The organism is Pseudomonas sp. NFACC13-1, from assembly GCF_900104425.1.
In the GTDB taxonomy this organism is placed as follows: Bacteria; Pseudomonadota; Gammaproteobacteria; order Pseudomonadales; family Pseudomonadaceae; genus Aquipseudomonas; species Aquipseudomonas fluorescens_AA.
The window spans coordinates 439,076-460,639 of record NZ_FMXV01000001.1 but is presented as its reverse complement, the minus strand read 5'-3'; the positions used below and the strand labels follow the sequence as shown (position 1 = coordinate 460,639).

The window sequence follows — 21,564 nt, the reverse complement described above, 5'->3', positions numbered from 1 at the left end:
TTCAAGGAACCGGACTCGATGTCCGGTTTTTTTATGCCTGTAAATCAAATGCTTAGCGTCCAGACGCGGAACACAAACATTCTTATTCCGATTAATTTTCATTTATTATTCAATAACTTAGGTTTGACACTGATAAATACGCGGCTCAAACTCCGCCCTATACACAGCTATTACAGGGCAGGCCTCATCATGAAAGGCGACATTACAGTCATCCAGCATCTCAACAAGATCCTTGCCAATGAGCTGGTCGCGATCAACCAATACTTCCTGCATGCGCGCATGTACGAGGATTGGGGCCTGAACAAGCTGGGCAAGCACGAGTACCACGAGTCCATCGACGAGATGAAACACGCGGACAAACTGATCAAGCGCATCCTGTTTCTCGAAGGCCTGCCGAACGTCCAGGACCTGGGCAAGCTGCACATCGGCGAACACACCCGGGAAATGCTCGAGTGCGACCTGCGCATCGAGCGCACCGGCCACGCTGACCTGAAGGCCGCCATTGCCCATTGCGAAAGCGTTGGCGACTTCGGTAGCCGTGAACTGCTGGAAGACATCCTCGAATCCGAGGAAGAGCACATCGACTGGCTGGAAACCCAACTGGGCCTGATCGACAAAGTCGGTCTTGAGAACTACCTGCAATCGCAGATGGGCGAAGAGTAAACTTCCCCGGCAGCAGGCCACTAAAAAGCCCCGCCCTCTTTCGAGAGGCGGGGCTTTTTATTGCCTGGATTCCAAGGACAACTGAAATCCACTGTGGGAGCGAGCCTGCTCGCGATAGCGGTGCATCAATCACAACTGTATTGACTGACACTCCCTCATCGCGAGCAGGCTCGCTCCCACATTTGTCAGGGGTGGATCAGGCTTCGGTCTTGTTCGCCGTCGCTTTTTCTACCGCTGCCTTGATCGTGGCCTGCAAGGAACCGTCGGCGGCCATCTCGGTCATGATGTCGCTACCACCGATCAGCTCACCGCCCACCCACAACTGCGGGAAGGTTGGCCAGTTGGCGTACTTGGGCAGGTTGGCGCGGATTTCCGGGTTCTGCAGGATGTCCACGTAGGCAAACTTCTCGCCACACGCCATCACCGCCTGAGCAGCCTTGGCCGAGAAGCCGCACTGTGGCGCGTTCGGCGAGCCTTTCATGTAAAGCAGGATGGTGTTGTTGGCAATCTGGTCTTTAATGGTTTCGATGATATCCACGGAGCACCTCGGCTTAAACTTTGCGACGTCAGTTGTCGACACGGTGGCGCATTGTAACGGAAAGCAGAACGTGCTGCTCAGAGACAATTCTACGCAGCCGCCACCTTCACCGGTACACCGTTGAGCGCCGCGTTGCCGGACAACTCATCGAGCTGGCAATCATCGGTCAGGTCATTGGCGCTGGAGCCCGGCTGTCCACTGGCAATGGTCATCTGCACGCCCGGCCGGGCATGACCCCAGCCGTGGGGCAGGCTGACCACGCCTTTCATCATGTCCAGGCTGCCCAGGACCTCGACTTCGATGGCCCCCACCCGCGAACTGACCGTCACACGCTGCCCGTCGGCAAGGCCGCGCGAGGCGAGGTCATCCGGGTGCATCAGCAATTGATGACGCGGCTTGCCCTTCACCAGTCGATGGAAGTTATGCATCCAGGAGTTGTTGCTGCGCACATGGCGGCGGCCAATCATCAGCAACTCGTCCGGTTCTGGCGCCTGCAACGCGGCAAAGCGCGCAAGGTCGGCGAGAATCACCGCCGGCGCGGCCTGCACCCGTTGGTTTTCGGTTTTCAAGCGCGGGGCCAGGTTGGGCTTGAGTGCGCCGAGGTCGATGCCATGGGGATGGTCGAACAAGGTCGCCAGGGACAGCTTGTGTGGCGAGGCGTCGCCATACGCCCCGCTGCGCAGGCCAAGATCGATCATCTGCGCCGGCGGCATGGTCGGCTTGAGTTCCTTGCCGGTCCGGGCAGCGAAGGCCTTGGCCAGGCCGACAAAGATTTCCCAGTCGTGCAGCGCCCCCTCGGGCTTGGGCAGGATCGCCCGGTTGAAACGGGTCACGTTGCGCACCGCGAACAGGTTGAAGGTGGTGTCGTAATGATCGTTTTCCAGGGCCGAGGTCGAGGGCAGGATCAGGTCGGCGTAACGGGTGGTTTCGTTGATGTACAGATCGACGCTGACCATGAACTCCAACCCATCCAGGGCCTGCTCCAACTGCCGCCCGTTGGGTGTAGACAACACCGGGTTGCCGGCCACGGTGACCAGCGCCCGAATCTGGCCTTCGCCTTCGGTCAGCATCTCCTCGGCCAGGGCCGACACTGGCAGCTCGCCTGCGTATTCGGGACGCCCGGACACCCGGCTCTGCCAACGATTGAAATGCCCGCCCGAGGTGGTCGCCACCAGGTCCACCGCCGGCTCGGTACACAGCGCACCGCCCACCCGATCCAGATTGCCGGTCACCAGGTTGATCACCTGGATCAGCCAGTGACACAGCGTACCAAACGCCTGGGTCGACACCCCCATCCGCCCGTAGCACACCGCTGACGGGGCGGCGGCGAAGTCCCGGGCCAATTGCCGGATCTGCGCTGCCGGCACCGCACAGAGCGGGCTCATCGCTTCAGCCGTGAAAGCAGCAACGGCCGCGCGCACCTCGTCCAGGCCGTCCACCGGCAGGTGGCTGTCACGGGTCAGGCCTTCGCTGAACAGGGTATTGAGCAAGCCAAACAGCAGCGCGGCATCGCCCCCGGGACGCACGAAGACATGCTGGTCGGCAATGGCCGCCGTTTCGCTGCGGCGCGGATCGACCACCACCACTTTGCCGCCACGGGCCTGGATCGCCTTGAGGCGCTTCTCCACGTCCGGCACGGTCATGATGCTGCCGTTGGAGGCCAGTGGGTTGCCGCCCAGGATCAGCATGAAATCGGTGTGATCGATGTCCGGAATCGGCAGTAGCAAGCCGTGGCCGTACATCAGGTGGCTGGTCAGGTGATGGGGCAGTTGGTCCACCGAGGTTGCCGAGAAACGGCTGCGGGTCTTCAACAGGCCCAGGAAATAGTTGCTGTGGGTCATCAGCCCATAGTTATGCACGCTGGGGTTGCCCTGGTAGACCGCCACCGCATTCTGGCCATGGCGCGCCTGGATATCCGCCAGGCGCGCGGCCACCAACGCGAAGGCATCGTCCCAGGCGATGGGGTGCCATTCGTTGCCGATGCGTTGCACGGGTTGGCGCAGGCGGTCCGGATCGTTCTGGATATCTTGCAGGGCCACTGCCTTGGGGCAGATGTGACCGCGACTGAAGGTGTCCAGCGCATCGCCCTTGATCGAGGTGATCGCCAGGCCCTGGCCGTCGGTTTCGGTGGTTTCGAGGGTCAAGCCGCAGATGGCCTCACACAGATGGCACGCACGGTGGTGGAGAGTCTTGGTCATGGCCAGTCTCTGTTTTATTCGTGGCGGGCACTTTCGGCCGCGGGAACAAAACTATGGCGCGTGATGCCCGGCAGCGCCAGCGACGTTCGTCCTGTGAATTGCCGGCCATCAGGCGCGCCGATGAAGTGCCATCAAGGGCCCTCGGGGGGCGCCAGGAGCTGGATTTCCTCGACGGTTTCCACTTCCTCCTGGGCGATGGGCACGCCGGTCAGTTCGCCAATCAATCGCCAATGCTCGTCAAGACCGCTGCTGATCGTGGCCATGCGATCGATCATCCGGCGGCCGGCGGCCTTGGTCACTTCATCATCGCTGCGCAGCAATTCGAATGACATGGACGTCACCGATGCCGTCAGGTGGGTCAGCGAGCGTGCGGTCAGCCCCAGCAATTCCATCAATTGTCGCTCTTTCGAATCCATTTCGGGCTCCTGTGCCGCTGAGGCTCATTTATAACCCAGGCCTTTGCATTAGGAAATGTTTCACAGCCACCAGCAGACAGGCGCAGAGTCGGAGGACGTGGCACAAACCGCCCTCCATCCATGGCGCGCCCGCCGCGCTTGATTGCCAAGCCGAGCAGCGCCAGTGTACAAATGGGTCGCTGCAGTCAGGAAACCGGCCTCAAATACGCCATCGCATTCGCGTGATGGCTTCGCTGAAATCCCCAAAAACCGTAGCCCTATTGGTAAGACGCGACATTTAATTATAAGATCGCGCCTTCCCCTATTTCGTCGCCCCGTGCGGCTTTTGCCGCAGGTCTCGCCCGTTTTTTCATTAAACAAGGCTTTGAGCATCTGCGGTCAGTTACAAAAAGGTAGTCAATCATGAGCGCAAGGCACTTTCTCTCCCTGATGGATTTCACGCCCGATGAGTTGCTCGGCGTGATCCGTCGAGGCGTGGAGCTCAAGGACCTGCGTAATCGCGGCGTACTGTTCGAGCCCTTGAAAAACCGTGTGCTGGGGATGATCTTCGAGAAGTCATCGACCCGCACCCGCATCTCTTTCGAAGCCGGCATGATCCAACTGGGCGGCCAGGCGATTTTCCTGTCGCCCCGCGACACCCAACTGGGCCGTGGCGAACCCATCGGCGATTGCGCCATCGTCATGTCGAGCATGCTGGACGCGGTGATGATCCGTACCTTTGCCCACAGCACCCTGACCGAATTCGCGGCCCATTCCCGCGTACCGGTGATCAACGGCCTGTCCGACGACCTGCACCCCTGCCAGTTGCTGGCCGACATGCAGACCTTCCTCGAGCACCGTGGCTCGATCCAGGGCAAGACCGTGGCCTGGATCGGCGATGGCAACAACATGTGCAACAGCTATATAGAAGCGGCGATGCAATTCGACTTCCAATTGCGCATCGCCTGCCCCGAAGGTTTTGACCCCAATGCCGAGTTGCTGGCCAAGGCCGGGGAGCGGGTGTCCATCGTCCGTGACCCGAAACAGGCCGTGGCCGGTGCGCACCTGGTGAGCACCGACGTCTGGACCTCCATGGGCCAGGAGGAAGAAACCGCCAGGCGCCTGGAATTGTTCGCGCCACTGCAGGTCAACCGGGCCCTGCTCGACCTGGCGGATACCGACGTGTTGTTCATGCACTGCCTGCCGGCCCACCGTGGCGAGGAGATCAGCATGGACCTGCTGGATGACCCGCGTTCGGTAGCCTGGGACCAGGCCGAGAATCGCCTGCATGCGCAGAAGGCCTTGCTCGAGTTCCTGGTCGAGCCGGCGTATCACCACGCATGAGCCACGCCCTGCTGCTGAACTTGCACAACCTGGCCTGCGGTTATCAGGACCAGCGGGTCGTGCAGAACCTCAACCTGCACCTCAATGCCGGTGATATCGGTTGCCTGCTCGGTTCGTCCGGGTGCGGCAAGACCACGACCTTGCGCGCCATTGCCGGCTTCGAACCGGTGCACGAGGGTGAAATCCAGTTGGCCGGGGACACCATCTCCCGCGCCGGCTTCACCCTCGCCCCGGAAAAACGCCGCATCGGCATGGTGTTCCAGGACTACGCCCTGTTTCCCCACCTGAGCGTGGCCCAGAACATTGCCTTTGGCATTCGCAAGCATCCGAACAAGGACCGCGTCGTCGAAGAATTGCTGGAACTGGTCAACCTGAAACACCTGGGCAGCCGTTTTCCCCATGAACTGTCCGGCGGACAACAGCAGCGCGTGGCCCTGGCCCGTGCGCTGGCGCCGGAACCGCAGCTGCTGTTGCTCGATGAACCGTTCTCCAACCTCGATGGCGAGCTGCGCCGCAAGCTCAGCCATGAAGTGCGGGACATTCTCAAGGCCCGCGGCACTAGCGCGATCCTGGTCACCCACGACCAGGAAGAAGCCTTCGCCGTGAGTGACCATGTCGGCGTATTCAGGGAAGGTCGCCTGGAACAGTGGGACACGCCCTACAACCTGTATCACGAACCACTGACGCCATTCGTCGCCAGTTTCGTCGGCCAAGGCTACTTCATACGCGGCCAGCTCGACAGCCCGGAATCGGTGCTGACCGAGCTGGGCCTGCTGCGCGGCAACCGGGCCTACACCTGGCCCATCGGCGGCGCGGTGGACGTGCTGCTGCGGCCAGACGATATCGTCTACGCCCCGGACAGCCCGCTTACTGCCAGAATCGTTGGCAAGACCTTCCTGGGAGCTTCAACCTTGTACCGCCTGCAGTTACCCACAGGTGCGCAACTGGAATCGATCTTCCCCAGCCATGCCGACCATCAGGTCGGCGCCGCTGTCGGCATCCGCGTGGCGGCTGAACACCTGGTGCTGTTCCAGGCCTCAGGCAGCACCGCGGCGCATATCCCACCCGTGGACAGCGGAGTGCGACGCTACAGCGCGGCCCGCTAATCATTGTGGGAGTGAACACGTTCAGCATCGATGCAGGCTGAACCACCGCCATCGCGAGCAACCTCCCACATGGGAATTTGCCGCAGGCGCAAAATCGACTGGCATCCACAAATCCTGTGGGAGCGAGCTTGCTCGCGATGACATAGCCACATTCAGCATCAGTGCAGGCTGAACCACCGCTATCGCGAGCAACCTCCCACATTTGATGTCATTGGCTTGAGTGCAGCATCAACGTCCCGCTGGCCACCAACGTCGCGTTCCCGCCGATCTTCACCCGCTCACCCTCCAACCGGCAAAACAACGCCCCGCCCCTGGCCGAACACTGATAAGCCGTCAGCCCGTGCTTGCCCAGGCGCTTGGACCAATAAGGAATCAGGCTGCAATGGGTCGAGCCGGTCACCGGGTCTTCGTTGATGCCGATCGCCGGGGCAAAATAGCGCGAGACAAAATCATGCTTGCTCCCCGGCGCGGTGACGATAGCGCCGGGCCAGGGCAGTTTCGCCAGGGCCACCATGTCCGGCTTGCAATCGAGCACCGCTTGCTCCGACTCCAGCACCACGAACAACTCGTTGGAACTCAGCACATCCACCGCTTCGACGCCCAAGGCACTCTGCACGGCCAGGGACACGCCCAGCTCGGCAGGCACGACGGCCGGAAAATCCAACCACAGCCGATCACCCTCGCGCGTCACGCTCAACGAACCGGACCGGCAGATGAAATCCAGGCGCTCGACGGTTTCGTGATAGACCTCGAACAGCACATAAGCGCTGGCCAACGTGGCGTGGCCACACAGCGGGACTTCGGTGGTGGGGGTGAACCAGCGGATATGCCAACGCTGACCTTCACGCACCAGGAACGCGGTTTCAGCCAGGTTATGCTCGGCGGCGATCTTCTGCATCAGCTCGTCGGCAAGCCAGCCGTCGAGCCGATAGACCATCGCCGGATTACCGCCGAACGGCCGGTCACTGAACGCATCGACCTGATGAAACGCAAGCTGCATGGCACTTCTCCTTATTTTTCTGATGCCCAGCATGGGGTGTAGCGGTACGGATTATCCAGTGACAGATCAGCAGAATTTTTACCCTACAGGCTGCGCAGCGGCCGCCCTGCTCTATCAGGCACGCCCGATATCAGCAAACACTGCCCCGGTGTGCTCCTTCAATACCGAAGGCGCCAACTCGACTTCCAACCCACGCCGCCCCGCACTGACGAACATGCTGGCGAGTGGCTGTGCGGAATTGTCGATAAACGTGCGCAAACGCTTCTTCTGCCCCAGCGGGCTGATACCGCCGAGCAAATAACCGGTCGAACGCTGCGCGGCGGCCGGGTCGGCCATCTCCACCTTCTTCACACCGGCGGCGTGGGCCAAGCCTTTCAAATCCAGGCTCCCGGCCACGGGCACTACCGCCACCAACAGCTCACCTTTTTCACTGGCCGCCAACAACGTCTTGAACACCTGCGCCGGATCCAGCCCGAGCTTTTCCGCCGCCTCCAAGCCATAGGAGGCTGCCTTGGGATCGTGTTCATAACTGTGGATGCGATGTTCGGCGCGCACTTTCTTAAGCAGATCCAACGCAGGTGTCATGACCGCTCCTGATAAGGAAATAAAAAAAGAGTGAGCGGATTCTAAGCCATCGCCTCTGAAAAGGCTTTGCGGCTGCGCTGCCTCTATCGGTGACGCATCGCCAACGGGAGAGTCATTCACAGCACGAATAGTTTAAATGTGACCAGCGGTTCACTTTCGACCTTTGACACCAGCGTTTCTTGTCTATATTTTTTCGAAACTGAAAGCCATATTACATGTCTCAAACAGCAACCCGAGTTCAGGATGGGGATCCTGCCTCGGTGGAAATCGCGTAATCGTGCTGTACTGAACGCGCTGCAAAACAACAAAAAACCGAGGTTTGAATGACAACTGCTTTACAACAGCCGTCCCTGTCCAGCCAATGCCTGGCGGAATTCCTGGGAACTGGCCTGCTGATTTTTTTCGGCACTGGTTGCGTCGCGGCGCTCAAGGTCGCGGGTGCGAGCTTCGGTTTGTGGGAAATCAGCCTCATCTGGGGCGTCGGCGTCAGCATGGCGATCTATCTGAGCGCAGGCATTTCCGGCGCCCACCTCAACCCCGCCGTCAGCATCGCCCTGTGCATGTTCACCGACTTCGAAAAGCGCAAGCTGCCTTTCTATATGGCGTCCCAAGTGACCGGCGCTTTCTGCGGCGCTCTTCTGGTCTACACGCTGTACAGCAATCTATTCTTCGATTTCGAACAGTCCCGGCACATGGTTCGCGGCACCGAAATGAGCCTCGAACTGGCTTCGGTGTTCTCCACCTACCCGCACGCGGCACTCTCCACTGGCCAAGCCTTCCTCGTGGAAGCGATCATCACCGCCATCCTGATGGGGGTGATCATGTCCTTGACCGATGACAACAACGGTTTGCCCCGTGGCCCACTGGCGCCGTTGCTGATCGGCCTGCTGATTGCCGTGATCGGCAGCTCCATGGGGCCGCTGACAGGCTTTGCGATGAACCCGGCGCGGGACTTCGGTCCTAAACTGATGACTTTCTTCGCAGGCTGGGGTGAAATTTCCCTCACGGGTGGACGCGACATCCCGTACTTCCTGGTTCCGATTTTTGCGCCGATCGTGGGTGCGTGCCTCGGTGCCGCGGCCTATCGCGGGTTGATTGCCCGCCACCTGCCCAGCGCCATGACAGCGACAAAGGATGCAGAACCGGCCATTGACGGCAAGCCCAGAACATCTTGAAACAGTCGGCGCAGGCCCTGCCATTCGAAGCCTGCGCCGTGGCTTCTTTTTACGTCTCCCTTTATGAAAGACCCGAGGCAATCGACATGACCGATATCCAGAACAAGAACTACATCATTGCCCTCGACCAGGGTACGACCAGCTCGCGCGCGATCATCTTCGACCGTGATGCCAATGTGGTCTGCACCGCCCAACGCGAATTCGCCCAGCACTACCCGCAGGCCGGCTGGGTCGAACACGACCCGATGGAAATCTTCGCCACCCAGAGCGCGGTCATGGTCGAAGCCCTGGCCCAGGCCGGCCTGCACCATGACCAGGTGGCCGCCATCGGCATCACCAACCAGCGGGAGACCACCGTGGTCTGGGACAAGACCACCGGCCGGCCGATCTACAACGCCATCGTCTGGCAGTGCCGCCGCAGCACAGAGATCTGCCAACAGCTCAAGCGCGACGGCCACGAGCAATACATCAGCCAGACCACCGGCCTGGTCACCGACCCGTACTTCTCCGGCACCAAGCTCAAGTGGATCCTGGACAACGTCGAAGGCAGCCGCGAGCGTGCGCGTAACGGTGAGCTGCTGTTCGGCACGGTCGATAGCTGGCTGATCTGGAAATTCACCGGTGGCAAGGTCCACGTCACCGACTACACCAACGCCTCGCGCACCCTGCTCTTCAACATTCACTCGTTGGAATGGGACGCGAAGATGCTGGAGATCCTCGACATCCCCCGGGAAATGCTCCCGGAAGTGAAGTCGTCCTCGGAAATCTATGGCCGCACCAAAAGCGGTATCGCCATCGGCGGCATCGCTGGCGACCAGCAGGCAGCTCTGTTCGGGCAGATGTGCGTGGAGCCGGGGCAGGCGAAAAACACCTACGGCACCGGCTGCTTCCTGCTGATGAACACCGGGAAAAAGGCCGTGAAATCCAATCACGGCATGCTCACCACCATCGCCTGCGGCCCCCGTGGCGAAGTGGCCTACGCCCTGGAAGGCGCTGTATTCAACGGCGGCTCCACCGTCCAGTGGCTGCGCGATGAACTGAAGATCATCAACGACGCCCTGGATACCGAATACTTTGCCAACAAGGTCAAGGACAGCAACGGTGTGTACCTGGTGCCCGCCTTCACCGGCCTGGGCGCGCCGTATTGGGACCCCTATGCCCGTGGTGCGCTGTTTGGCCTGACCCGCGGCGTACGGGTCGATCACATCATTCGCGCAGCACTGGAGTCGATTGCCTACCAGACCCGCGACGTGCTCGACGCCATGCAACAGGATTCGGGTGAACGCCTCAGGGCCCTGCGCGTCGACGGCGGCGCGGTGGCGAACAACTTCCTGATGCAGTTCCAGGCCGACATCCTCGGCACCCAGGTCGAGCGGCCGAAAATGCGTGAAACCACGGCCCTGGGTGCGGCGTACCTGGCCGGCCTGGCGTGCGGCTTCTGGGGCAGCCTGGAAGAACTGCGCGGCAAAGCGGTGATCGAGCGCGAATTCGAACCGCAACTGGACGAGGCGGCGAAAGAAAAACTCTATGCCGGCTGGCAGAAAGCGGTCAGCCGCACCCGCGATTGGGAACCCCACGAAGACGCTGAATAAGCCTGATAAGGTTCTGAAACTGGTCGGGATCGGATTCCTGCGGCATCATGGGCAAATTTTGTACGGCAGCCCAAAGGAAGCCCCATGAATCTGCCTCCCCGCCAGCAGCAAATCCTCGAACTGGTCCGCGAACGCGGCTATGTCAGCATCGAGGAAATGGCGCAGTTATTCGTCGTCACCCCGCAAACCATTCGCCGCGACATCAACCAACTGGCGGAAGTGAACCTGCTGCGCCGCTACCACGGCGGCGCCGCCTACGATTCAAGCGTGGAAAACACTGCCTATGCCATGCGCGCCGACCAGATGCGCGACGAAAAGCAACGCATCGCCGAAGCCATCGCCGCCCAGATCCCCGATCACGCCTCGCTGTTCATCAACATCGGCACCACCACCGAATCCATCGCCCGGGCCCTGCTCAATCACAACCACTTGAAGGTCATCACCAACAACCTGCACGTGGCTTCGATCCTCAGCGCCAAGGACGACTTCGAAGTCCTGATCGCCGGCGGCAACGTACGGCGTGACGGCGGCGTGGTGGGCCAGGCCAGCGTCGACTTCATCAACCAGTTCAAGGTCGACTTCGCCCTGGTGGGCATCAGCGGGATCGACGAAGACGGCAGCCTGTTGGACTTCGACTACCAGGAAGTGCGGGTTTCCCAAGCCATCATCGCCAACGCCCGGCAAGTGCTGTTGGCGGCGGACTCCAGCAAGTTCGGACGCAATGCCATGGTCCGCCTGGGCCCCATCAGTCTGATCGATTGCCTGGTGACCGACCAGCAACCGGTGCCGACCCTGGCGCAGCTGTTGAGCCAGCACAAGATTCGGCTGGAGGTGGTCTGACGCCCTTCCGGTCCTCTGTGGCGAGGGGATTTATCCCCTCGCCACAGATGCCTTCCTATCTGCCTCAAGCTGTCTTCGTGTTCGAAAATTTTCCTTTCAGCTTCTTTTGATCAGTATTTTCAATCAAAAACGGCTGGCTGTTGCTGTCTTTATGGGCTAGTATTTTCGCAAATGAACATTTATGTTCGAATTCAAATATTGCGAAAAGAACCCGAGGCCAGCCGATGCCCACTTCTACCTTGCCTACGCCCCCTCTCGCCGAGATCTATGACGTCGCCGTCATTGGTGGCGGTATCAATGGCGTGGGGATTGCCGCGGACGCTGCCGGTCGCGGTCTTTCGGTGTTCCTTTGCGAAAAGGACGACCTGGCCAGCCATACCTCGTCGGCCAGCAGCAAGCTGATCCACGGTGGCCTGCGCTACCTTGAACATTATGAATTCCGCCTGGTGCGCGAAGCTCTGGCCGAACGCGAAGTGCTGCTGACCAAGGCCCCGCACATCGTCAAGCAAATGCGCTTCGTGCTGCCCCACCGCCCGCACCTGCGTCCGGCCTGGATGATTCGCGCCGGCCTGTTCCTCTACGATCACCTGGGCAAACGTGAACAGCTCGCCGGCTCCAAAAGTTTGAAGTTCGGTGCCGACAGCGCGCTGAAAAGTGAGATAACCAAGGGCTTCGAATACTCCGACTGCTGGGTCGATGACGCGCGCCTGGTGGTGCTCAACGCCATGGCCGCCCGGGAAAAAGGCGCTCACGTCCATACCCGCACCCGCTGTGTGAACGCCCGCCGCAGCAAAGGCCTGTGGCACTTGCATCTGGAACGGGCCGACGGCAGCCTGTTTTCGATCCGCGCCAAGGCGCTGGTCAATGCCGCCGGCCCATGGGTCGCCAAATTCATTCGCGATGACCTGAAGCTGGAATCGCCCTACGGCATTCGCCTGATCCAGGGCAGCCACCTGATCGTGCCGAAACTCTACGAAGGCGAGCATGCGCACATTCTGCAAAACGAAGATCAGCGCATTGTGTTCACCATTCCGTACCTGAACCAGTTCACCCTGATCGGTACGACGGATCGCGAATACAGCGGCGATCCGGCCAACGTGGCGATTACCGAAGGCGAGACCGATTACCTGCTGAAGGTGGTCAACGCCCACTTCAAGAAGCAGATCAACCGCGACGATATCCTGCACAGCTATTCCGGCGTACGTCCGCTGTGCAATGACGAATCCGACAACCCGTCGGCCGTCACCCGGGACTACACCCTGGCGCTTTCCGGTGGTGGCGAAGAAGCGCCCTTGCTGTCGGTGTTCGGTGGCAAGCTGACCACTTATCGCAAACTGGCCGAATCGGCCATGGCGCAACTGGCGCCCTACTTCACGCAGATGCGCGGAAGCTGGACCGCCGTAGAGGCCCTTCCCGGCGGCGAAAACATGACCACCCCGCAAGCGCTGTGCTCGGCGTTACGTGACAAGTTCGACTGGCTGCCGACCGACATCGCCCGCCGCTGGGCCACCACTTATGGCAGCCGTACCTGGCGCATGCTCGAAGGCGTGCATGACCTGAGCGACCTGGGCGAACACCTTGGCGCCGGCCTCTATACCCGCGAAGTCGATTATCTGTGCAGCGACGAATGGGCCGTCGATGCCCAGGACGTCTTGTGGCGCCGCAGCAAGCTGGGCTTGTTCACCACCCCGGCCGAGCAGGAGAAGCTGCGGCAGTACCTGGATAAAGTCGAGCACAACCGTCGCAAGATCGAAGCGGCCTGACCAATACCCCGCAACCCCCAAAGCCCCTGAATCCAGCGATTCAGGGGCTTTTTGCTATCTGGCGTCCACCGCTGCCCCCTGTGGGAGCGAGCTTGCTCGCGATGAGGCCAGCACATTCAGTCTCTATGGAACTGACACACCGCTATCGCGAGCAAGCTCGCTCCCACAATGGATTGGGGACAGCTCAAAGCCATTCGGTTTTCCGAACACGACCCGCCAGTCAGTTCGGCTAACCGGATAAAGCAGCCGGCATAAAACCTGACACAACACATCAATAACCATTTAAAACAACAAGTTAAACAGGCTGGCCTGGCCTGGCACGAGTCATGCTCTACACTTCTGGAGACGAATGCCTGCACGCCAACACACCAGGAGCTGCCAGGCATCTCGAAGTACTCAGGGCCGACGAACCGGCCGAAATAAAAAAAACAATGTCGAGGAAACATCGATGCGTATCGTTCCCCATCTCCTGGGCGCAGCCATTGCTGCCGCTCTGATCAGCACTCCGGTTTTCGCAGCCGAACTGACCGGCACACTGAAAAAGATCAAAGAGTCCGGCGTCATTACGCTTGGGCATCGCGACGCTTCCATTCCGTTCTCCTACATCGCGGACGCTTCCGGCAAGCCGGTCGGCTACTCCCACGACATCCAGCTGAAAGTCGTCGAAGCGATCAAGAAAGACCTGGACCTGCCCGACCTGCAGGTCAAGTACAACCTGGTCACCTCGCAAACCCGTATCCCGCTGGTGCAGAACGGCACCGTGGACCTGGAATGCGGCTCCACCACCAACAACGTCGAGCGTCAGCAGCAGGTTGACTTCTCCGTTGGCATCTTCGAAATCGGCACTCGGCTGCTGACCAAGAAAGATTCCAAGTACAAGGATTTCGACGACCTCAAGGGCAAGAACGTCGTGACCACCGCCGGCACCACATCCGAGCGCCTCCTCAAGTCCATGAACGCCGACAAGCAAATGGGCATGAACGTCATCTCCGCCAAGGACCATGGCGAGTCCTTCCAGATGCTCGAAGGCGGCCGTGCCGTCGCTTTCATGATGGACGATGCACTGCTGGCCGGCGAAGCCGCCAAGGCCAAGAAAGCCGACGACTGGGCCGTGACCGGTACACCACAGTCCTACGAAATCTACGGCTGCATGATGCGCAAGGGCGACGAGCCGTTCAAAAAGGCTGTGGATGATGCCATCAAGGCCACCTACGCTTCGGGCGAGATCAACAAGATCTACGAAAAATGGTTCATGCAGCCTATCCCGCCAAAAGGCCTGAACCTGAACTTCCCGATGAGCGACGAGCTCAAGGCACTGATCGCCAATCCGACCGATAAAGCGGCTGACGACAAGAAATCCTGATTTCTGACTAACCTTATCTCCTGAAGGGGCCCGGCCCTTTCAGGGGATGGTCACTCCCTGCTGGCAAATTTGGAAAACACTCGAACCGGCGGCTATCGAGCCGATCTTGTGTGCCTGGCTACCCAGCCAGGCGGGAACGGAGCTTCCCCAGGCGGGCACTTGTATCTCGAACGATCTGAGGGGAGACCCTAATGAATTACAACTGGGACTGGGGCGTGTTCTTCAAGTCCACCGGCGTGGGCAGCGAGATTTATCTCGACTGGTACCTGGCCGGCCTGGGCTGGACCATCGCCATCGCCGTCGTGGCCTGGATCATCGCCCTGCTGCTGGGCTCGGTACTCGGCGTGATGCGCACCGTACCGAACCGGCTGGTGTCGGGGATCGCCACCTGCTACGTGGAACTCTTCCGTAATGTGCCACTGCTGGTTCAACTGTTCATCTGGTACTTCCTCGTGCCGGACCTGCTGCCCGCCGATATGCAGGAGTGGTACAAGCAGGACCTGAACCCGACCACCTCGGCCTACCTGAGCGTCGTCGTGTGCCTGGGCCTGTTCACCGCCGCCCGGGTCTGCGAACAGGTTCGCACCGGCATCCAGGCACTGCCGCGTGGCCAGGAGTCCGCTGCCCGGGCCATGGGCTTCAAGCTGCCGCAGATCTACTGGAACGTGCTGCTGCCCCAGGCCTACCGGATCATCATTCCGCCGCTTACTTCGGAATTTCTCAACGTCTTCAAGAACTCCTCCGTGGCGTCGCTGATCGGGCTGATGGAGCTGCTCGCGCAGACCAAGCAGACCGCCGAGTTCTCCGCCAACCTGTTCGAAGCCTTCACCCTGGCGACGCTGATCTACTTCACCCTGAACATGAGCCTGATGCTGCTCATGCGCATGGTCGAGAAGAGAGTCGCGGTGCCCGGCCTGATCTCCGTGGGGGGTAAATGATGGAATTCGATTTCACTGGCGTCATACCGGCCATTCCCGGCTTGTGGAACGGCATGGTCATGACCCTCAAGCTGATGGCCATGGGCGTGGTTGGCGGGATCATCCTGGGGACGATCCTGGCGCTGATGCGCCTGTCCCATAACAAGCTGATCTCCAACATAGCCGGCGCCTACGTCAACTATTTCCGCTCAATTCCGCTGCTGCTGGTCATCACCTGGTTCTACCTGGCGGTGCCGTTCGTGCTGCGCTGGATCACCGGCGAAGACACGCCGATCGGTGCGTTCGGCTCCTGCGTCGTGGCGTTCATGATGTTCGAGGCGGCGTACTTCTGCGAAATCGTGCGGGCCGGCGTGCAGTCGATCCCCAAGGGCCAGATGGGCGCGGCACAGGCGCTGGGCATGAACTATGGCCAGACCATGCGCCTGATCATCCTGCCCCAGGCGTTTCGCAAGATGACCCCGCTGCTGCTGCAACAGAGCATCATCCTGTTTCAGGACACCTCGCTGGTCTACACGGTCGGCCTGGTGGACTTCCTCAATGCTTCGCGGGCCAATGGCGACATCATCGGCCGCTCCAATGAGTTCCTGATCGTCGCAGGTCTCGTGTACTTCACAATCAGCTTTGCCGCCTCGCTGCTGGTCAAGCGTCTGCAAAAAAGGTTCGCCGTATGATCTCTATCAAGAACATCAACAAGTGGTATGGGGACTTCCAGGTACTGACCAATTGCAGCACCGAGGTCAGCAAGGGTGAGGTCGTGGTGGTGTGCGGGCCATCGGGTTCGGGCAAATCCACGCTGATCAAATGCGTGAACGCCCTGGAGCCGTTCCAGAAAGGCGACATCGTGGTCGATGGCACCTCCATCGCCGACCCGAAGACCAACCTGCCGCAACTGCGTTCGCGGGTGGGCATGGTGTTCCAGCATTTCGAACTGTTCCCGCACCTGACCATCACCGAAAACCTGACCATCGCGCAGATCAAGGTGCTGGGCCGCAGCAAGGAAGAAGCCACCAAGAAAGGCCTGCAACTGCTCGAGCGGGTCGGCCTCTCGGCCCACGCCCACAAGCACCCGGGCCAGCTCTCCGGCGGCCAGCAGCAACGCGTGGCGATTGCCCGTGCCCTGGCGATGGACCCGGTGGTGATGCTGTTCGACGAACCGACCTCGGCCCTTGACCCGGAAATGGTCAACGAGGTGCTCGACGTGATGGTGCAACTGGCCCATGAAGGCATGACCATGATGTGCGTGACCCACGAAATGGGCTTCGCCCGCAAAGTGGCGAACCGGGTGATTTTCATGGACCAGGGCCAGATCATCGAAGACTGCAAGAAAGAAGAGTTCTTCGGCGACATCAGTGCCCGCTCCGAACGTGCGCAGCATTTCCTCGAGAAAATCCTGCAGCACTAAAAGAACATTTGCTGAAGCTGCCACGAATCCCTGTGGGAGCGAGCCTGCTCGCGATGAGGCCAGAACAATCAACCTCGATGTTGAATGTCAGTCCGCTATCGCGAGCAGGCTCGCTCCCACCAGGGAACTACGGTGGTCCTTGAGCAAGTGTTGTGGTTGACCCAAGGCTTCTGTGATGAAATGCGACCCCACCCTTTATCGCGCCGCGCCGCCATCACTCGCCGTGAAACCCCGCCTGATCCGCCATCTGTTCCTGCCGCCGCTGGTCATTGCGCTGATGATCGGCCTGGGTTACCTCGGTTTCTGGATCAGCGAGCACTATGGCGTACGTGGCCTCGCCGAGAATGGCGAGCGCCAGTTGGAGCTGCACGCCCGCGCGGTCGAGAGCGAGATCAGCAAGTACACCTACCTGCCCAGCCTGCTGGAGCTTGAATCGAGTGTCTCGCAACTGCTCGACGACCCCACGCCCGAGCATCGCAAGACCGTCAACGAATACCTCGAAGGCCTGAACCGCCGCAGCCGCAGCCGGGCCATCTACGTGATGGACACCACCGGTCGGGTGCTGGCCACCAGCAACTGGCGCGATGTCGACAGTTACCTGGGCGAAGACCTGTCCTTCCGCGCCTATTTCCAGAACGCCGTACGCGGCCAGCCAGGACGGTTCTACGGCATCGGCAGCACCAATGGCGAACCCGGCTACTACCTGGCCCATGGCCTGGAGCAACAGGGCAAGATCATTGGCGTGGCGGTGGTCAAGGTGCGCCTCGAAGCCATGGAAGAGCGCTGGCAGCGAGCGCGGCTGGAGGCGTTCGTCAGTGACGAGAACGGCATCATCATCCTGTCCAGCGACCCGGCGCGACGGCTCAAGTCGGTGCGCCCCCTGAGCGACGAGACCAAGGAGCGCCTGGCCCGCAGCCTGCAATATTATTGGTTCCCGCTCAATGAACTGGTGCCCCTGGCCCGGGAACGCCTGGCCGAAGGCATGGAGAAGCTGACCTTCCCGGCCAACACCGAACTGGTATCCGACGAACGCGCCATCAGCTACCTGTCGCAGACCCGGCCCTTGAGCGACACCCCGTGGAATTTCACCCTGCTGACGCCCCTTGAAGACCTGCGTCGCCAGGCGATCAACCAAGGCATCCTGGTGGCCGTGGCCTTCGCCCTGGTGGCGTTCCTGCTGATCGCCTGGAACGAACGACGCAAGGTCATCGCCACCCGCCTTGCCGCCCGGGAAGCCTTGCAGGAAGCCAACAACCAGCTCGAGCGTCGGATTACCGAACGCACCACCGACCTGCGCGCCAGCAACGAACGACTCAAGGGCCAGATCCGCGAGCGGCGCCAGGCCGAAGAGACCTTGCGCCGGGCCCAGGACGAACTGGTCCAGGCCGGTAAACTGGCGGCCATCGGCCAGATGTCCACCAGCATCGCCCATGAGCTCAACCAGCCGCTGGCGGCACTGCGCACCTTGTCCGGCAATACCGTGCGCTTCCTGGAGCGCGGCCAGCTGGACATCGCCAGCACCAACCTCAAGACCATCAACGAATTGATCGACCGCATGGGCCGGATCACCGCCAGCCTGCGCGCCTTCGCCCGGCGCGGCGACGACCAGGGCCGGGCGAGCCTGGGCAAGGCCGTCGAGGCCGCATTGCAATTGCTGGGCGGGCGCCTGGAAAACCTGGACATCCAGATCCACAGCGGTTTCGATGACGTCCAATTGCAAATCGACCAGACCCGCCTCGAACAGATCCTGGTGAACCTGATCGGCAACGCCCTGGACGCCATGCAAACGCAACCCGAGCCGAAACTGTGGCTCGACGGCCAGGCCGCCGATGGCAAATATCGCCTTCGGGTGCGGGACAATGGTCACGGCATCGATCCTGAAGCCCGCAAGCATTTGTTCGAACCGTTCTTCACCACCAAACCTGGCGAACAGGGCCTGGGCCTGGGCCTGACGCTCTCGGCGAGCCTGGCCGCCGCCGCGGGTGGGCACCTGGGCGTCGAGTACCCGCTCGAGCGTGGCACTACGTTTGTCCTCAATCTACCGTTGGTCAGCCTTTCACCTGCCGAGCCGCTATGAACCACGACCTGAGCGTACTGATCGTCGAAGACGACCCCCACGTCCTGCTGGGCTGCCAGCAGGCCCTGAGCCTGGAAGACATTCCCTGCATCGGCGTGGGCAGTGCCGAAGAGGCCCTGGAGCGAGTCGACGATGACTTTGCCGGCATCGTCATCAGCGATATTCGGCTGCCGGGCATCGACGGCCTGGAACTGCTGACGCGTCTCAAGGCGCGGGACCGCAGCCTGCCGGTGGTGCTGATCACCGGCCACGGTGACATTTCCATGGCCGTCGGGGCCATGCAAAAAGGCGCCTATGACTTCATGGAGAAACCCTTCTCCCCTGAGCGCCTGGTGGACGTCGCCCGTCGCGCCCTGGAACAGCGCAGCCTGGCCCGGGAAGTGTCATCGCTGCGTCGGCAACTGGCCGAGCGCGACTCCCTGGAAGGCCGGATCATTGGCCGCTCGCCGGCCATGCAGCATCTGCGCGCGCTGATCGCCAACGTCGCCGACACCTCGGCCAACGTCCTGATCGAAGGCGAAACCGGCACCGGCAAGGAACTGGTCGCCCGCTGCCTGCATGATTTCAGCCGGCGCCACGACAAGCAGTTCGTCGCGCTGAACTGCGGCGGCCTGCCGGAGAACCTGTTCGAAAGCGAGATTTTCGGCCACGAGGCCAACGCCTTCACCGGGGCCGGCAAACGCCGGATCGGCAAGATCGAGCATGCCGATGGCGGCACGCTGTTTCTCGATGAAGTGGAAAGCATGCCCCTGCCCTTGCAGATCAAGTTGCTGCGCGTGCTGCAGGAACGCACCCTCGAACGCCTGGGCTCGAACCAGAGCGTGGCGGTGGATTGCCGGGTGATCGCCGCCACCAAGTCCGACCTGGACGAAATGGGCCGGTCCGGGCAATTCCGCAGCGACCTGTATTACCGCCTCAACGTGGTGACCCTGGAACTGCCGCCCCTGCGCGAGCGGCGCGAAGACATCCTGCAATTGTTCGAGCACTTTCTCCAACAGTCGTCCCTGCGCTTCGACCGCACGGTGCCGGAGCTGGACAACCAGACCCTGTCGAACCTGATGAGCCACGACTGGCCGGGCAATGTGCGCGAACTGCGCAACGTCGCCGAGCGCTACGCCCTCGGCCTGCCGGCATTCAAGCGGTCTGGCGCCAGCAGCGGCAGCCAGGGCCTGGCCTTCGCCGAAGCGGTGGAAGCGTTCGAACGCAACCTGCTGGTGGACGCCCTGCAACGCAGCGGCGGCAACCTGACCCAGGCCAGCCAGGAGCTGGGCATGGCCAAGACCACGCTGTTCGACAAAGTCAAAAAATATGGCCTGAGCCACTAACCGAAGGGTGAACGTGTGGACCTGATTTTCAAGGCGGCGCTGGGTGCAGCCGTGGTGGTCATCCTGGCGATGCTGGCCAAGACCAAGAATTACTACATCGCCGGGCTGGTGCCGCTGTTCCCCACCTTCGCCCTGATCGCCCACTACATCGTTGGCAAAGGCCGCTCGGTGGACGATCTGAAGACCACCATCGTGTTTGGCATGTGGTCGATCATTCCGTACTTCGTCTATCTCGCAACGCTGTACGTCATGGTCGACCGCCTGCGCCTCGAAGCCTCATTGGCCGTGGCAGCCGTCGCCTGGCTGATGGCAGCGACGGTGCTGGTCACCGTCTGGGTGCGGGTGCACGGCTGATCCCTGTAGGAGCTGTCGAGCGAAGCGAGGCTGCGATCTCTTGATCGTTCGCTAGAGACTCAAGTGTCCAAGGAAAGATCGCAGCCTCGCGCTGCTCGACAGCTCCTACAAAACCTACGGCTCAATAACCGACGGTAAACCGCGTCCGCGAAAACTGCGGCGCTTCCACTTCATCGATCATCGCAATGGCGTAGTCGGCGAAGCTGATCCAGCTACGCCCATCGGCGTCGAACAGCAGATGATCCTTGCCGACACGGAACTGGCCCGTGCGCTCGGTTTCCACGAACTCCGCCGAAGGCGAGAGGAAGGTCCAGTCCAGGTCCTGTTCCTTGCGCAGCACATCCAGGAACAATGCACCGGCGCTGGCTTCGGCCAGGTATTCCTCCGGGAAGCCGTCGCTGTCGATCACCCGGCTGTTATCCGGCAGCAGCAACGAACCGGCCCCGCCGACCACCAGCAAGCGCTTGACCCCGGCAGCCTTCACCGGTGCGATGACCTTGTCGGCCGGCACGCTGGCAAAGTGCGTGGCACTGATCACCACGTCATGCCCGGCGATGGCGGCGATCAGCGCCTCGCTGTCCAATACGTCCAACTGCTTGCTGACCACCCCGGCCCTTTCGCCGATTTTCGCGGTGTTGCGGGCAATGGCCGTCACGCTGTGACCACGGCGCAGGGCCTCTTCCAACAGCTGGCTACCCGCACGCCCGGTGGCGCCGATGATTGCAATTTTGCTCATGGTGTTCTCCAGTGATTAGCGATGTTGAAATACATGCTCTTGTGGCGAGGGGATTTATCCCCGCTGGACTGCGAAGCAGTCCCCTAAATGCACCACATGCCACAGGCCTGATGTAACTTGGTCAGCCTTCTTAGGACCGCTTCGCGGCCCAGCGGGGATAAATCCCCTCG

Annotated in this window: 20 protein-coding genes; 14 read left to right on the top strand and 6 right to left on the bottom strand. The window is 61.0% G+C overall.

Translation table 11 applies throughout. From position 1 onward, the window contains the following. Window positions 1–189: 189 nt before the first annotated feature. Window positions 190–663 carry a bacterioferritin gene (bfr, locus tag BLQ55_RS02115; protein ID WP_003178701.1) on the top strand — a complete coding sequence of 158 codons (474 nt, stop codon included), beginning with the start codon at window positions 190–192 and terminating at the stop codon, window positions 661–663. A 196-nt stretch (window positions 664–859) separates the two neighbouring features. Here bfr and grxD read toward each other — a convergent pair whose 3' ends face one another. The 3 genes from grxD to BLQ55_RS02100 form a co-directional block, all read right to left on the bottom strand. Then, window positions 860–1,201, bottom strand: coding sequence for a Grx4 family monothiol glutaredoxin (gene grxD / locus BLQ55_RS02110; protein WP_092201550.1), 342 nt, complete (start codon window positions 1,199–1,201; stop codon window positions 860–862). An 89-nt stretch (window positions 1,202–1,290) separates the two neighbouring features. Further along, a complete protein-coding gene (locus BLQ55_RS02105) occupies window positions 1,291–3,399 on the bottom strand; it encodes a molybdopterin oxidoreductase family protein (RefSeq protein WP_092201548.1) in 2,109 nt (702 codons plus the stop codon). Between the two features lie 131 nt (window positions 3,400–3,530). Beyond that, a complete protein-coding gene (locus BLQ55_RS02100) occupies window positions 3,531–3,815 on the bottom strand; it encodes a hypothetical protein (RefSeq protein ID WP_092201546.1) in 285 nt (94 codons plus the stop codon). 402 nt (window positions 3,816–4,217) lie between these two features. On the opposite strand from BLQ55_RS02100, the gene argF reads away from it, so the two are divergent. Next, the gene (gene argF / locus BLQ55_RS02095) at window positions 4,218–5,138 is read left to right on the top strand and encodes an ornithine carbamoyltransferase (RefSeq protein ID WP_092252048.1); all 921 of its coding nucleotides are present in this window, start codon (window positions 4,218–4,220) and stop codon (window positions 5,136–5,138) included. Next, entirely contained in the window at window positions 5,135–6,244 is a 1,110-nt protein-coding gene (locus tag BLQ55_RS02090) for an ABC transporter ATP-binding protein (RefSeq protein ID WP_092201542.1), read from the top strand. The genes argF and BLQ55_RS02090 overlap by 4 nt, the downstream gene beginning before the upstream one ends. 208 nt (window positions 6,245–6,452) lie before the next feature. Here BLQ55_RS02090 and BLQ55_RS02085 read toward each other — a convergent pair whose 3' ends face one another. Together BLQ55_RS02085 and ybaK are read right to left on the bottom strand one after the other, a co-directional pair. Next, entirely contained in the window at window positions 6,453–7,244 is a 792-nt protein-coding gene (locus BLQ55_RS02085) for a PhzF family phenazine biosynthesis protein (RefSeq protein WP_092201540.1), read from the bottom strand. Window positions 7,245–7,358: 114 nt separating this feature from the next. Then, window positions 7,359–7,829 carry a Cys-tRNA(Pro) deacylase gene (ybaK, locus tag BLQ55_RS02080; RefSeq protein WP_092201538.1) on the bottom strand — a complete coding sequence of 157 codons (471 nt, stop codon included), beginning with the start codon at window positions 7,827–7,829 and terminating at the stop codon, window positions 7,359–7,361. Between the two features lie 323 nt (window positions 7,830–8,152). On the opposite strand from ybaK, the gene BLQ55_RS02075 reads away from it, so the two are divergent. The 11 genes from BLQ55_RS02075 to BLQ55_RS02025 all read left to right on the top strand — a co-directional run bounded on the left by BLQ55_RS02075 (window position 8,153) and on the right by BLQ55_RS02025 (window position 20,658). Beyond that, a complete protein-coding gene (locus BLQ55_RS02075) occupies window positions 8,153–9,004 on the top strand; it encodes an MIP/aquaporin family protein (RefSeq protein WP_092252046.1) in 852 nt (283 codons plus the stop codon). 86 nt (window positions 9,005–9,090) lie between these two features. Beyond that, window positions 9,091–10,596 (top strand): glycerol kinase GlpK, encoded by a 1,506-nt coding sequence (gene glpK / locus BLQ55_RS02070; protein ID WP_060740931.1) that lies wholly within the window; start codon window positions 9,091–9,093, stop codon window positions 10,594–10,596. Between the two features lie 84 nt (window positions 10,597–10,680). Further along, entirely contained in the window at window positions 10,681–11,436 is a 756-nt protein-coding gene (locus BLQ55_RS02065) for a DeoR/GlpR family transcriptional regulator (RefSeq protein WP_092201533.1), read from the top strand. A gap of 224 nt (window positions 11,437–11,660) precedes the next feature. Continuing rightward, window positions 11,661–13,199, top strand: a complete 1,539-nt coding sequence (glpD, locus tag BLQ55_RS02060; protein ID WP_092201532.1) for a glycerol-3-phosphate dehydrogenase — start codon at window positions 11,661–11,663, stop codon at window positions 13,197–13,199. A 448-nt stretch (window positions 13,200–13,647) separates the two neighbouring features. Next, window positions 13,648–14,562 carry a glutamate/aspartate ABC transporter substrate-binding protein gene (locus BLQ55_RS02055; RefSeq protein ID WP_092201530.1) on the top strand — a complete coding sequence of 305 codons (915 nt, stop codon included), beginning with the start codon at window positions 13,648–13,650 and terminating at the stop codon, window positions 14,560–14,562. 191 nt (window positions 14,563–14,753) lie between these two features. Then, window positions 14,754–15,500: an amino acid ABC transporter permease gene (locus BLQ55_RS02050; protein WP_092252044.1), complete on the top strand. Its 747-nt coding sequence runs from the start codon at window positions 14,754–14,756 to the stop codon at window positions 15,498–15,500. Then, on the top strand, window positions 15,500–16,171 hold the full coding sequence (locus BLQ55_RS02045; protein ID WP_060743144.1) for an amino acid ABC transporter permease: 672 nt from the start codon (window positions 15,500–15,502) through the stop codon (window positions 16,169–16,171). Before BLQ55_RS02050 ends, BLQ55_RS02045 begins: the two co-directional genes overlap by 1 nt. After that, complete coding sequence (locus BLQ55_RS02040; RefSeq protein WP_092201524.1) at window positions 16,168–16,902, top strand: amino acid ABC transporter ATP-binding protein; 735 nt, start codon at window positions 16,168–16,170, stop codon at window positions 16,900–16,902. The genes BLQ55_RS02045 and BLQ55_RS02040 overlap by 4 nt, the downstream gene beginning before the upstream one ends. 175 nt (window positions 16,903–17,077) lie before the next feature. Beyond that, window positions 17,078–18,979, top strand: coding sequence for a two-component sensor histidine kinase AauS (locus tag BLQ55_RS02035; RefSeq protein WP_092201522.1), 1,902 nt, complete (start codon window positions 17,078–17,080; stop codon window positions 18,977–18,979). Continuing rightward, window positions 18,976–20,304, top strand: a complete 1,329-nt coding sequence (locus tag BLQ55_RS02030) for a two-component response regulator AauR (protein WP_092252042.1) — start codon at window positions 18,976–18,978, stop codon at window positions 20,302–20,304. Before BLQ55_RS02035 ends, BLQ55_RS02030 begins: the two co-directional genes overlap by 4 nt. A gap of 24 nt (window positions 20,305–20,328) precedes the next feature. Beyond that, on the top strand, window positions 20,329–20,658 hold the full coding sequence (locus BLQ55_RS02025; protein WP_176814173.1) for a GlpM family protein: 330 nt from the start codon (window positions 20,329–20,331) through the stop codon (window positions 20,656–20,658). A 121-nt stretch (window positions 20,659–20,779) separates the two neighbouring features. Here BLQ55_RS02025 and BLQ55_RS02020 read toward each other — a convergent pair whose 3' ends face one another. After that, window positions 20,780–21,394, bottom strand: coding sequence for an NAD(P)-dependent oxidoreductase (locus BLQ55_RS02020; protein WP_092201518.1), 615 nt, complete (start codon window positions 21,392–21,394; stop codon window positions 20,780–20,782). Between the last annotated feature and the right edge of the window lie 170 nt (window positions 21,395–21,564).